Origin of the sequence: Microbacterium sp. AK009 (assembly GCF_013410955.1) — a bacterium.
In the GTDB taxonomy this organism is placed as follows: domain Bacteria; phylum Actinomycetota; class Actinomycetes; order Actinomycetales; family Microbacteriaceae; genus Microbacterium.
Genome location: NZ_JACCCG010000002.1, coordinates 252,043 through 264,407 on the forward strand (window position 1 = coordinate 252,043; position 12,365 = coordinate 264,407).

Annotated in this window: 14 protein-coding genes; 10 read left to right on the plus strand and 4 right to left on the minus strand. The window is 69.9% G+C overall.

Annotated features, from left to right (window positions below; genetic code table 11):
• Positions 1–79: 79 nt before the first annotated feature.
• Together HDC37_RS05150 and glgA are read right to left on the minus strand one after the other, a co-directional pair.
• Positions 80–865: an ABC transporter ATP-binding protein gene (locus HDC37_RS05150; protein WP_179559332.1), complete on the minus strand. Its 786-nt coding sequence runs from the start codon at positions 863–865 to the stop codon at positions 80–82.
• Positions 866–895: 30 nt separating this feature from the next.
• Positions 896–2,101 carry a glycogen synthase gene (gene glgA / locus HDC37_RS05155; RefSeq protein ID WP_179559333.1) on the minus strand — a complete coding sequence of 402 codons (1,206 nt, stop codon included), beginning with the start codon at positions 2,099–2,101 and terminating at the stop codon, positions 896–898.
• 77 nt (positions 2,102–2,178) lie between these two features.
• Between glgA and HDC37_RS05160 the strand changes: the two genes are divergently transcribed.
• The 3 genes from HDC37_RS05160 to HDC37_RS05170 are packed head-to-tail and all read left to right on the plus strand — an operon-like array spanning position 2,179 to position 4,847.
• Positions 2,179–3,423: a glucose-1-phosphate adenylyltransferase gene (locus HDC37_RS05160; protein WP_179559334.1), complete on the plus strand. Its 1,245-nt coding sequence runs from the start codon at positions 2,179–2,181 to the stop codon at positions 3,421–3,423.
• A 28-nt stretch (positions 3,424–3,451) separates the two neighbouring features.
• The gene (gene serB, locus HDC37_RS05165) at positions 3,452–4,090 is read left to right on the plus strand and encodes a phosphoserine phosphatase SerB (protein ID WP_179559335.1); all 639 of its coding nucleotides are present in this window, start codon (positions 3,452–3,454) and stop codon (positions 4,088–4,090) included.
• 34 nt (positions 4,091–4,124) lie between these two features.
• Positions 4,125–4,847 (plus strand): alpha/beta fold hydrolase, encoded by a 723-nt coding sequence (locus HDC37_RS05170; RefSeq protein WP_179559336.1) that lies wholly within the window; start codon positions 4,125–4,127, stop codon positions 4,845–4,847.
• Positions 4,848–4,872: 25 nt separating this feature from the next.
• Here the strand turns inward: HDC37_RS05170 and HDC37_RS05175 are convergent, their stop codons facing one another.
• A complete protein-coding gene (locus HDC37_RS05175; protein ID WP_179559337.1) occupies positions 4,873–5,583 on the minus strand; it encodes a beta-ketoacyl-ACP reductase in 711 nt (236 codons plus the stop codon).
• A gap of 77 nt (positions 5,584–5,660) precedes the next feature.
• On the opposite strand from HDC37_RS05175, the gene HDC37_RS17495 reads away from it, so the two are divergent.
• The 4 genes from HDC37_RS17495 to HDC37_RS05195 all read left to right on the plus strand — a co-directional run bounded on the left by HDC37_RS17495 (position 5,661) and on the right by HDC37_RS05195 (position 7,783).
• Complete coding sequence (locus HDC37_RS17495) at positions 5,661–6,185, plus strand: DUF4190 domain-containing protein (protein ID WP_179559338.1); 525 nt, start codon at positions 5,661–5,663, stop codon at positions 6,183–6,185.
• Between the two features lie 193 nt (positions 6,186–6,378).
• Positions 6,379–6,651 carry a DUF3099 domain-containing protein gene (locus tag HDC37_RS05185; RefSeq protein WP_374939138.1) on the plus strand — a complete coding sequence of 91 codons (273 nt, stop codon included), beginning with the start codon at positions 6,379–6,381 and terminating at the stop codon, positions 6,649–6,651.
• Positions 6,648–6,866, plus strand: a complete 219-nt coding sequence (locus HDC37_RS05190) for a hypothetical protein (RefSeq protein WP_179559340.1) — start codon at positions 6,648–6,650, stop codon at positions 6,864–6,866. The genes HDC37_RS05185 and HDC37_RS05190 overlap by 4 nt, the downstream gene beginning before the upstream one ends.
• Positions 6,863–7,783 carry an SURF1 family protein gene (locus HDC37_RS05195; RefSeq protein WP_179559341.1) on the plus strand — a complete coding sequence of 307 codons (921 nt, stop codon included), beginning with the start codon at positions 6,863–6,865 and terminating at the stop codon, positions 7,781–7,783. Before HDC37_RS05190 ends, HDC37_RS05195 begins: the two co-directional genes overlap by 4 nt.
• Before the next feature lie 23 nt (positions 7,784–7,806).
• On the opposite strand, the gene HDC37_RS05200 is transcribed toward HDC37_RS05195, so the two are convergent.
• The gene (locus tag HDC37_RS05200) at positions 7,807–9,405 is read right to left on the minus strand and encodes an ABC-F family ATP-binding cassette domain-containing protein (RefSeq protein ID WP_179559580.1); all 1,599 of its coding nucleotides are present in this window, start codon (positions 9,403–9,405) and stop codon (positions 7,807–7,809) included.
• A gap of 109 nt (positions 9,406–9,514) precedes the next feature.
• Between HDC37_RS05200 and HDC37_RS05205 the strand changes: the two genes are divergently transcribed.
• The 3 genes from HDC37_RS05205 to HDC37_RS05215 all read left to right on the plus strand — a co-directional run bounded on the left by HDC37_RS05205 (position 9,515) and on the right by HDC37_RS05215 (position 12,364).
• The gene (locus tag HDC37_RS05205; RefSeq protein ID WP_179559342.1) at positions 9,515–10,144 is read left to right on the plus strand and encodes a biotin transporter BioY; all 630 of its coding nucleotides are present in this window, start codon (positions 9,515–9,517) and stop codon (positions 10,142–10,144) included.
• Positions 10,145–10,263: 119 nt separating this feature from the next.
• Positions 10,264–11,295, plus strand: a complete 1,032-nt coding sequence (locus tag HDC37_RS05210) for an iron-siderophore ABC transporter substrate-binding protein (protein ID WP_218869376.1) — start codon at positions 10,264–10,266, stop codon at positions 11,293–11,295.
• Between the two features lie 16 nt (positions 11,296–11,311).
• Positions 11,312–12,364, plus strand: a complete 1,053-nt coding sequence (locus HDC37_RS05215; RefSeq protein WP_374939149.1) for a FecCD family ABC transporter permease — start codon at positions 11,312–11,314, stop codon at positions 12,362–12,364.
• The last annotated feature ends 1 nt before the right edge of the window (position 12,365 follow it).

Consider the following 12,365-nt stretch of genomic DNA (forward strand, 5'->3'; position numbering starts at 1 on the left):
GAGAGCACCAGCGAGCGAGTCTACCAGGCGTCGGCCCGGACCACCGAACCGGTCGCCACGGGGGACGGACGCGAGATCGTCATCGCGCAGCGCGCGCGGTGAAGCGCCCGTCCTCTTCACGGAGTGCGATCGGCGTGCCGAAGGTCTCCGTCAGCGATTCCGCTGTCAGCGCTTCGGCCAGCGGTCCCGCCGCGACGAGGCGCCCCTCGCGGAGCAGAAGCACGTGTGTGAAGCCCACGGGGATCTCCTCGACGTGATGCGTGACCATCACCATCGCCGGCGTGGTCGGTGCCTGTGCGTACCCGCCGAGGAGCGTCAGCAGCTCTTCTCGGGCGCCGAGGTCCAAGCTGGCGGTCGGCTCGTCCAGAAGGAGCAGCTCCGGGTCGGTCATGATCGAGCGGGCGATCTGCACGCGCTTCTGCTCGCCGTCCGACAGCGTGCCGAACGTGCGATCGGCCAGCTCTTCCAGACGCCACTCGGCGAGGACACGGAGCGCTCGACGCTCGTCGATGTCCTCGTAGTCCTCACGCCAGCGACCGACGACGGAGAACGCCGCCGTCAGAACGACGTTCAGAACGGTCTCCTCGGCGGGGATCCGCCGCGCCATGGCGCTGGAGGCGAACCCGATGCGCGGACGCAGTTCGAAGACATCCGTCCGACCGAGGCGTTCGCCGAGGATCGTGACCGCACCGGAGGTCGGGTGGATCAGGGTGTCCGCGAGCTGCAGGATCGTGGTCTTCCCCGCGCCGTTCGGGCCGAGCACCACCCATCGCTGATCATCGCTGACCTCCCAGTCGAGGTGATCGACGATGTCACGGGCGTTCCTGCGGACGACGACGTCGGAGAACTCCAGCACCTGCGGCATGAGCCCAGCCTATCGGCCGGGCGTCGGCCGTCACGGCGCCGCGGCGACCTCACGGTACAGAGCCGCCGTCTGGGCGGCGATGCTCTGCCAGCTGAACTCGGAGATCGCCCGGTGGCGCCCCGCCTCCCCCCACGCACGGGCGCGGGTGGGGTCGCTGACGACGTCGGTGAGAGCGGCGGCGAGGTCGTCGACGAACCGGTCGGGATCCAGGGGGGTTCCCGTGCCGTCATCCATCTGCTCGATCGGCACGAGCCGGCCGGTGACCCCGTCGACGACGACCTCGGGGATGCCGCCGGTGGCGGTGCCGACGACCGCGGCGCCGCACGCCATCGCCTCGAGGTTCACGATTCCGAGCGGCTCGTACACCGAGGGGCAGACGAAGGCCGTCGCGGCGGTGAGCACCGTGCACAGCTCGTGGCGCGAGAGCAGGCGGTCGAGCCACACCACGGCGTCGCGCGTCTCCTGAAGGCCTCGGACGAGCTCCTCCACCTCGGCCATGATCTGCGGGGTGTCGGGGGCCCCGGCGCACAGCACGAGCTGCACCTCCGGCGGCAGCTGGGCCGCAGCGCGCAGAAGATACGGCAGGCCCTTCTGACGGGTGATGCGGCCGACGAAGACCACCGAGGGCCGCGCCGGGTCGACGCCCAGTCGCGCCAGGAGGGGATCGTCCGTCACCGGGTGCCAGGAATCGGTGTCGATTCCGTTGTAGATGACCCGGACCTTCGCCGGATCCACCGCAGGGTAGCTGCGGAGGATGTCGGCACGCATGCCGTCGCTCACCGCCACGATCGCCGCCGCGTGCTCGTAGGCGACCTTCTCCACCCAGCTCGACACCGCGTACCCCCCGCCGAGCTGCTCTGCCTTCCACGGTCGAAGCGGCTCGAGGCTGTGAGCGGTGAGCACGTGCGGAATGCCGTGCAGGAGCGAGGAGAGGTGGCCGGCGAAGTTGGCGTACCAGGTGTGGCTGTGCACGACGTCGGCGCCGGCGACATCCGACACGATCTCGAGGTCGGTGCCCAGGGTCTGCACGGCGGCGTTGGCGGCGGTGAGCTCCGCCGGCACGCGGTACGAGGTCGTGCCGGGCTCGTCTCGGTCGGCTCCGAAAGCGCGCACGCGCACATCCACCGGGGATCGGGTGCCCCCGTCTCGCAGCGCGCGGACCAGTTCGGTCACGTGCACCCCGGCGCCCCCGTAGATCTCCGGCGGGTACTCCTTGGTGATCATGTCGACGCGCATGGCACGAAACCTAGTACACGCAGGCATCTGTGGACAGTCACTGGGTTCCGGCGCGAAACCGGGCCTAGGGTGGTGCCATGCCTGCAGCGCCGAAGGTCTTCGGAATCATCCTCGCCGGCGGCGAGGGGAAGCGACTCATGCCCCTGACCGCCGACCGCGCCAAGCCCGCCGTGCCGTTCGGCGGTCAGTACCGGCTCATCGACTTCGCGATATCGAACCTGATCAACTCGGGGCTCCGGCAGATCGTCGTCCTGACCCAGTACAAGTCCCACAGCCTCGACCGTCACGTCTCCCAGACCTGGCGGATGTCCGCCCTGCTGGATTCGTACGTCGCCTCCGTCCCCGCGCAGCAGCGGCTGGGGAAGCGATGGTTCTCGGGGTCGGCGGACGCCATCCTGCAGAGCCTGAATCTCATCAACGACGAACAGCCCGACATCGTCATCGTGATCGGTGCCGACCATGTGTACCGCATGGACTTCCGGCAGATGCTCGCCGCGCACATCGAGTCCGGCGCCCGGGCGACGGTGGCCGGCATCCGCCAGCCGATCTCCCTGGCCGACCAGTTCGGCGTCATCGACGTCGATCCCGACGACCCGAGCCGCATCCGCGACTTCCTCGAGAAGCCGCAGCACCCGGAGGGGCTGGCCGACGCACCCGACCAGGTCCTGGCGTCCATGGGCAACTACATCTTCGACGCCGACGCGCTGATCGAGGCGGTCGAGGCCGACGGCGAGATCCCGACCTCCAACCACGACATGGGTGGCGATATCGTCCCCTACTTCGTCGGCCGCGGCGAAGCGGGCGTCTACGACATGGTCCGCAACGACGTGCCGGGCTCGACCGATCGCGACCGGTCGTACTGGCGCGACGTCGGAACCATCGATTCGTTCTTCGAGGCCCACCAGGATCTCATCTCGACGCTGCCCGTCTTCAACCTGTACAACATGCAGTGGCCGATCCACTCGCAGGCGGTCAACTCGCCGCCGGCGAAGTTCGTGCGGGACTCGGTGGGCCGGATCGGCAACTCCATCGATTCGATCGTCTCGCTCGGTTCGGTCCTTTCGGGGACCCATCTCGAGCGCAGCGTGGTCGGTCCGTGGACGCTCGCCGCGGGGGGCTCGACGATCACCGATGCGGTGCTGTTCGACCACGTGCACGTCGGTGCCGGTGCGAGGATCCATCGCGCCATCCTCGACAAGAACGTCGTCATGGCCGACGGCGCCACCGTGGGAGTCGACCGCGAACGCGACCTCGCCCGCGGATTCACCGTGACCGACAGCGGGATCACGGTGGTCGGCAAGGGAGTCTTCGTCGATCGGTGACCCCGTCCCCCGCCGCTACGGTGGAGAGGTGAGCGAGCCCGCGCGATTCCTCGTCGTCCTCGACGCCGATTCGACCCTCATCCGCAACGAGGTGATCGAGCTCATCGCAGATGAGGCCGGCCGCGGCGCCGAGGTCGCCGCCGCCACGGAGGCGGCCATGCGCGGCGAGGTCGCCTTCGCCACCAGCCTGCGCGCCCGGGTGGAACGGCTCGCCGGCGTCCCCGTCGCGGCCCTCGATCGCGTGCGCGCACGCGTCGAGCCGACCCCGGGCGCGGAGGAGCTGATCGCCGCGGTGCACGACCGCGGCGGGATCGTGGGCGTCGTCTCGGGAGGCTTCCACGAGATCCTCGACCACGTCGCGCCGTCCCTCGGTGTCGATCTGTGGCGCGCCAACCGGCTCGCCGTCGCACACGACGCCCTGACGGGACAGGTGCTCGGACCGATCGTCGACGCCGACGGGAAAGCGTCCACCCTGACGGCGTGGGCCGGCGATCACGGGGTTCCCCGCGCGCAGACCCTCGCCATCGGCGACGGTGCGAACGACCTCGCGATGATGTCGGTCGCCGGCCTCGGCCTCGCGTTCAACGCCAAGCCGGTCGTCCGGGAACGGGCAGACCTCGTGATCGGTCCGCTGGATCTGCGCGAGGTCATCCCTCTCCTCCCCTAGGGCGGTGTCGGACGCGGGGAGTACGGTGGCGACCATGGACGTCCTTCTGGTTCCCGGACTCTGGCTGACCGCGTCGTCGTGGGATGAGGTGGTGCCCGGACTCCGGGCCGCCGGGCTCGAACCCGTCGCCCTGACCATGCCGGGCGTCCGGCGTGGTGACACGCCTCCCGACCCTGCGATGGCCGGGATCGGCATCGGCGAATGGGTCGATGCTGTCGTCGCCGAGATCGACCGACGGGACACCCCCGTGGCGCTCGTCGGTCACAGCGGAGGCGGCAATGTCATCTACGGCGCCGCCGACCTCCGGCCGACGCAAGTGGCGCACCTGGTGTTCCTCGACACCTTCCCGCCGTCGGACGGCGGGATGATCTCCGAGTTTCCCGTCGACGGCGACACCGTGCCGTTCCCGGGATGGGACTTCTTCGACGGCGATGACGTCGAAGACCTCGATCCGCAGACGCGTGATCGAGCCATGACGCACATCGGCGTCGTGCCGCGGAAAGTGCCCACCGACCGCGTCTCCCTCACCGACGACCGACGCCGGGAGATCCCGGCGACGATCCTCACCAACACCGTCTCGCCCGAGCAGATCGAGGCGATCCGGCAGGATCCGCCCGCCTGGGCCGCCGGCCTCGCCGCGCACGGCCCCCTTCGCGCCGTCTCCCTCCGTGCGCCGGAGGAAGCGAGCGGCCACTGGCCGCAGTTCTCCAAGCCCGATGCCGTCGCCCGCGCGATCGCGGACGCGCTCGGCCGGTGATCCGTCTCGGCAGCGACGGTGCGGGTCAGTGCCCCATCCCGAGGCCACCGTCGACCGGGATGACCGCGCCCGAGATGTAGGCCGCGTCGTCGGATGCCAGCCACGCGACCACGCCCGCGACCTCGACCGCGTCGCCGAAGCGTCCGGCGGGGATGTTCTTCTTGTACTCGGCCTGAGTGTCGGCGGGCAGCTCGGAGGTCATGTCGGTCTCGATGAATCCGGGGGCCACGACGTTCGCCGTGATCCCCCGCGCCCCCAGCTCACGGGTGAGTGACCGCGCGAACCCCACGAGCCCGCTCTTGGAGGCCGCGTAGTTCACCTGCCCCACCGAACCATAGAGACCGACCACGCTGGAGATCAGGATGATGCGCCCGAACCGTGCGCGGATCATCCCCTTCGACGCTCGCTTGACCACCCGGAACGCGCCGCCGAGATTGGTGGCGACGACACTGTCGAAGTCGTCCTCGCTCATCCGCAGGAGAAGAGTGTCGCGGGTGATCCCGGCGTTCGCCACCACGATCGTCACCGGACCGAGCGCCCCTTCGACCTCCGTCATCGCCGCATCCAGCGACGCGGCGTCGGTGACGTCGGCGCGAACGGTCAGCGCGCCGTCGGGGCCCTCGCCCGAACGGGCGGTGACGGCCACCCGGTAGCCGTCGGACACGAAGCGCTCGGCGATGGCCCGCCCGATGCCGCGGTTTCCGCCGGTGACCAGGACGACACGTTCGTTGCTCATCCCCTCAGCCTAGCCAGGGCGGTTTGACACCCGGGACGACGGCCTGGAACGCTGGAGCCAGCGAGAAAGGGCGCACCGTGAGCACTCCCGAGAATCCGCAGGGCACCGATCCGACGACCCCCTCCGTCCCGCCGTATCCGGGGACGCCGGAGGGATCGCCGGCTCCCGCGCAGCCGCCCACGTACGGTCAGGCGCCGGCGTACGGCCAGCAGCCCGCGCCGGGGGCCTACGCCGCCCAGGCACCCTACGGATCGGCCCCCTCCTACGGCACCCCACCTCCCTACGGCACCCCGCCCGCGTACGGCGGTGCGCCCTACGGCGCGTACGCGGCGCCCAAGACGAACACGATGGCGATCGTCTCCCTGATCTCCTCGCTCGTGGGGGTCGTGCTGATCCCCTTCATCGGCTCGCTCGTCGGCGTGATCACCGGCCACATGGCGCTGTCCCAGATCAAGCGCACGGGTGAGCAGGGCCGCGGTCTCGCGCTCGCCGGCACCATCGTCGGATACGTCGGGCTCGGGTTCATCCTTCTGCTCGTCCTGTTCTTCCTGTCCTTCCTGCCGCTGATCATCGGCAGCGCCACCACCGGCACGCTCTCCTGAGCCGCCGGTCGCGCATCGCCGCCTTTCGAGATCTCTTGCGATCGAGAAAGTGTTGATCCTCGCCGGAGCCGCCTCCCTCCATGCGGCGTACCCTTGTCCCATCGTGAACCGCTCGTCGAGGCCTCCATCCGCCACGTCGCTGCCCCGCGCACCCCGTGACGATTCCGGCGCGCGGTCAGCGCGTTACCTGGCGATGATGGGCGTGCGCGTCCTGTGCTTCGTGCTGATGGTGCTGATCACCCCCTACGGGTGGTACACCTGGGTGTTCGCCCTCGGCGCGGTCTTCCTTCCCTATGTGGCCGTGGTGTTCGCCAACGTCGGCGCGACCGACCGCGTGGCGCGCTCGGTGAATCCGGAGCGTCAGATCACGGCGCCGGTCGCCGCGGAGCCTGCGCCCGCCCCGACGGAGCGCGTGCTGCGCATCCAGGAGTCCGCCCCGCCTCCGCGGCGCGGAGAGGGCGAGTGAGCGGCGAGGTATCACCGCCGCAGTGCTCACGCGCGGGATGCCGCGCCGCGGCGTCGTGGCTGATCCGCTGGCGCAATCCCCGCATCCACGGCGCTGATCGCTGGAAATCGTGGGTGGCCTGCGACGAGCATCGGGACTATCTGCGCGAGTTCCTCGCCGCGCGCTCCTTCCCCCTCGATGTCTCCCCCCTCGCCCGGGAGGTCAGCGGCCCGTGACGGCGACCCGATCCTCCCCCCTCGTCCGTTGGACCGGGTACGCGCTCGTGGCTGTGCTCTTCGCGATCGCCTGCGCCTTCCTGTCGAACTGGCAGTTCTCGCGCAACGCCGAGCGCTCTGAGGAGCTGCGCGTCGTCGAGCAGAACTACGACGCCACACCCGTTCCGCTGAGTGAGATCGTCCCGGCCGGATCGGCTCTCGACCCCGACGACGAGTGGCGCCCTGTCGCGCTCGTCGGGCAGTACCTCCGCGATGAGCAACTGCTCGTGCGCAACCGACCCCACGGCGGCACCGCCGCTTTCGAGGTTCTCGTGCCCTTCCGGATGGAGGACGGCAGGGTCGTCCTGATCAATCGCGGCTGGGTTCCCCCGGGCGCCGATCAGGCCGAGCCCGATGCCGTCCCGGCTCCACCGGAAGGGACGGTGACGGTCGAGGCTCGCCTTCGACCGGAGGAGGCGGCGCCGCGGTCGGGTCGGTCGGCGCCGGAGGGCCAGGTGCCGACGATCAACATCGGGCTCGTCGCAGAGCGACTCCCCACCGACACGGCGAACGCCCTGCAGCCGTCGCTCTACGCGCTGATGTCCAGCGAGGATCCGGCGATCTCGCCTGCGCCGTCGCCTCTCGAGGTGCCCTCCGAGGATCCTGGTCCTCACCTGTCGTACGCGATCCAGTGGATCCTGTTCGCGATCATGGGGTTCATCTTCATCGGCTACATCATCCGCACCGAGCTCCGCCATCGCCGGGAGGATCGGGAGGATGACGGGACGGAGGCCTCCCCGGCCGACGTCGACGGACCTTCTCCGGTCATCGCCGAACCCCGCGGCACCCCGCGGGCGCGCCGCGGACGCCGCCGTGACCTCGACGCGAGCGAAGAGGACGCCCTGCTCGACGCTGCGGGCTCCGATCGTCGCGCCTGAAGCCACGCACGACGAAGGGCTGATCACGCCAGGGAGATCAACTCGGCGTAGTCGCGTCCCCAGATATCCTCGACCCCGTCCGGGAGGATGAGCACGCGCTCCGGGTTCAGGGCGTGCACCGCCCCCTCGTCGTGCGAGACGAGGACGACAGCCCCCTCGTAGTGCGCGAGGGCGTCGAGGATCTCCTCGCGCGACGCGGGGTCGAGGTTGTTGGTCGGCTCGTCGAGGAGGAGCACGTTGGCGCTGGAGACGACGAGCGTCGCCAGGGACAGCCGGGTCTTCTCCCCGCCCGAGAGCACACCGGCGGGCTTGAGCACATCGTCACCGGTGAAGAGGAACGATCCGAGGACCTTCCGCGCCTCGGTGGCGGTGATGTTCGGCGCCGCCGACATCATGTTGTCGAGCACCGACCGCGAGACATCGAGGTTCTCGTGCTCCTGCGCGTAGTAGCCGATCTTCAGTCCGTGCCCCGGGTCGACCTGCCCGGTGTCGGGTGCGTCCACCCCGGCCAGGATGCGCAGGAGCGTCGTCTTGCCGGCACCGTTCAGGCCCAGGACGACGACCTTCGAACCGCGATCGATGGCGAGGTCCACATCGGTGAAGATCTCCAGCGAGCCGTACGACTTCGACAGGCCGGCGGCGGTCAGCGGCGTCTTCCCGCACGAGGCGGGCTTCGGGAAGCGGAGCTTGGCGACCCGGTCTTCCTGGCGGACCTCGTCGAGGCCTGCCAGCATCTTCTCCGCCCGCGCGACCATCTGATGGGCGGCGGCCGCCTTCGAGGCCTTCGCGCCGAATCGGGCCGCCTGCTGCTGCAGCACGGTGGCCTTCTTCTCCACGTTCGCGCGTTCCTTCTTCCGACGCTCCTCGTCGGCGACCCGCTGTCGCAGGTAGTTCTTCCAATTCATGTTGTAGACGTCGATGACCTGACGGTTCGCGTCGAGATAGAACACGCGGTTCACCGTCTCGCCGACCAGCTCCACGTCGTGGGAGATGACGATGAGTCCGCCCTTGTAGCTCTTCAGGAACTCACGGAGCCACACCACGCTGTCGGCGTCGAGGTGGTTCGTCGGCTCGTCGAGGATCATCGTCCCGGCATCCGAGAACAGGATGCGGGCAAGCTCGATTCGGCGGCGCTGACCGCCGGACAGCGTCTTCAGCGGCTGATCGAGGATACGGTCGGGCAGCGACAGGTTGTGCGCGATCGAGGCGGCCTCGGCCTCGGCGGCGTACCCTCCGAGAGCTTCGAAACGCTCGGTGAGCTGCGCGTAGCGACGCATGGCGCGCGCGGCGAGGTCGGCATCGTCGGAGGCCATCGACACAGACGACTCCTGCATGCCGATGGCGATCGTTCCGAGGCCACGCGCATCGAGGATGCGCGTGCGGGCGAGCATCTCCGGATCACCGGAGCGGGGATCCTGAGGGAGGTAGCCGATCTCTCCCGACCGGTCGACCCGGCCGTCGGAGGGAAGCAGGTCGCCGGCGAGGACCTTGGTGAGCGTGGTCTTGCCGGCGCCGTTGCGGCCGACGAGGCCCACCTTGTCACCGTCGGACACCCGGAACGACACCTCGGACATCAGCACGCGGGCACCCACGCGGATCTCGAGGTCGTGTACGGCGAGCACGGCGAAGGTCCGATCGGTCAGCGGGGAGGGGAAAGGCCGAGTGGCCAGCATCCCAGTATACGACTGCGCCGGCTTCGCCTCAGCCGCCGGTGTCTTCTAGGCTGAGCGCATGTCATCGATCGCCGTCGCTCCCCGCCCTCGTCGCGTCCTCGCAGACGTCGTGGCGCGCCCTTCGTCCCGCACCCGCGCCTTCGCCGTCGACGCCGCGCTGGTGACCGCCGGTGCGCTGTTCGTCGCCGTGCTGGCGCAGGTGTCGATTCCGCTCCAGCCCGTGCCCATCACGGGGCAGACGCTCGGGGTGATCGTGGTGGGCGCCGCTCTCGGAGCGCGCCGCGGCGCCGCCAGCCTGACCGTCTATCTGCTCGCCGGACTGGCGGGCCTGCCCGTCTTCGCCGACTTCACCGGCACGATCGCGGCTGTCGCCAAACCCAGCTTCGGGTTCATCATCGGCTTCATCGCCGCGGCGGCCGTCGCGGGATGGTTCGCCGAGCGCGCCTGGGACCGACGGCCCGTTCTCGCGTTCCTCGGCTTCGCCGCGGCGAGCGCGATCCCGTTCCTCTTCGGCATCCCGTACATGGCCCTCATCCTGAACGTCGTCCTCGGGATGGAGCTGTCCTTCTGGCAGATCCTCGAGGCGGGACTCTTCCCCTTCATCGTGGGCGGCATCGTCAAGGCGGCGATCGCCGCCGCCCTCATCCCGGGCGCGTGGGCGCTCGTCCGCAGACTCGACCGCCGCTGACCCACGATCTCTCGACATCGAACGAAACCCCGGCCCCGCGGCCGGGGTTTCGTCATTCGGAACGGGCTCGCCCCACGGCTCAGGTAAAGTAAGGCTGTCCTAATCTCCTGGAGGCTTCCTTGACTCACTTCCGTGTGGCTGCAGCGCTCGGCGCCGGCCTCGTCGTCACCCTTTCGCTCGCCGGCTGCGCCGGTTCCGCCGCAACCGGCAGCAACGCCGATGCCCCGACGTCGGATGACGGCACCTTCCCGGTCACCATCACCCATGCCTTCGGTGAGACCACGATCGAGGAAGAACCCGAACGCGTGGCCGCTGTGGCCTGGGGGAATCACGAGGTGCCGCTGGCCCTGGGAATCGTGCCGGTCGGCATGAGCAAGGCGACCTGGGGCGACGACGACGGCGACGGAGTGCTGCCCTGGGTCGAGGACCAGCTGGCAGAGCTCGGAGCCGAGACCCCGGTGCTCTTCGACGAGACGGACGGGATCGACTTCGAGGCCGTCGCCGACACACAGCCCGACGTGATCCTCGCCGCCTACTCCGGACTCACTCAGGAGGACTACGACACCCTGACCAAGATCGCGCCTGTCGTCGCCTATCCCGAGGTGGCCTGGGGCACGTCCTATGAGGAGATGATCGAGCTCAACTCCGCCGCTCTCGGGCGCGAGGCGGAGGGCGCCGCTCTCATCGACGACCTGCACGCGCAGGTGGACGAGGCGCTGGCGGCGCACCCGGGCCTGGCCGACGCGAAGGTGCTGTTCTCCTACCTCGATCCGGCCGACCTCAGTCAGATCGGCTTCTACACCGCACTGGACACGCGGCCCGGCTTCCTCGCTTCCCTCGGGATGCCGCTGCCGGCCACCGTGGAGGAGATGTCGGCCGACTCCGAGGAGTTCTACCTCAGCGTCAGCGCCGAAGAGGCCGACCGCTTCGACGATGTCGATGTCTTCGTCACCTACGGCGATCCGCACGGAGAGCTCGTGGCGCAGCTGCAGGCCGACCCGCTGCTCTCCCAGATCCCCGCGATCGCTGACGGCAACATCGCCGTCCTCGAGAACAGCACGCCCCTCGCCGCCTCGGCGAACCCGTCCCCGCTGTCGATCGGCTGGGGCATCGACGAATACTTCGCGCTGCTCTCCGACGCCGTGAACTGATTCGCGCCGCCCCCCGATCGTGACGACGACCTCCCTCGCGCCCGCGCCCCGGCCGGACGCCGCCCCTGCGCGGCGCCCGGCCGGGGTGCGGTGGGCGTGGCTCGGCGGATCGATCGCCCTCCTGGTGGTGCTGTGCGCGGCGTCGATCGCCTTCGGCGCCCGCGACATCTCCCCCGCGGAACTCCTCGCTGCCGTGACCGGGCAGACGGACACGGTCGGCGAAGCCGCGGTGGTCGCACGCATCCCCCGCACGGTGCTCGCCGTCGTCGTCGGGGCCGCCCTCGCCCTCGCGGGGGCGACGATGCAGGCGGTCACCCGCAATCCCCTCGCCGACCCGGGGATCCTCGGAGTCTCCGGCGGGGCCGCGCTGGCGGTCGTGATCGGACTCGCGTTCTTCGGCGTCAGCGATTCATGGAGCACGATGGGCCTCGCCATCGCCGGCGCCGGAGCGGCCGCCGTCTTCGTCTACGCCGTCGGTTCCCTCGGCCGTGGCGGCGCGACCCCGCTGAAGCTGGCTCTGGCCGGAGCCGCGGTCTCGGCCGCCTTCGCCTCCCTGGTGAGCGCCATCCTCCTCCCCCGTGTGGATGTCATGGAGAGCTTCCGCTTCTGGCAGATCGGCGGGGTGGGCGGGGCCACCTGGGATCGGGTCCTCGCGGTCCTCCCCGTCCTCGCCCTCGGCGCACTGATCTGCCTCATCACCGCGCGCGGCATGAACTCGCTGGCCCTCGGCGACGACCTCGCGGCCGGACTCGGCGAGAACGTCGGCCGGACACGTCTGGTGTCCTCGGCGGGTGCGGTCATCCTCTGCGGAGCCGCGACCGCAGTGGCCGGGCCGATCGGGTTCGTGGGCCTTGTCGTCCCGCACCTCTGCCGCCTGATCATCGGCACGGACCACCGGTGGCTGCTTCCTCTCTCGGCTGTCGTCGGCGCCGATCTGCTTGTTCTCGCCGACGTCGTCGGCCGGGTCGTCGCCCGGCCCGAGGAGATCGACGTCGGCATCCTGACAGCGCTCATCGGCGCGCCGTTCTTCATCTGGATCGTCCGACGACAGCGGGTGCGTGAGCTGTGAC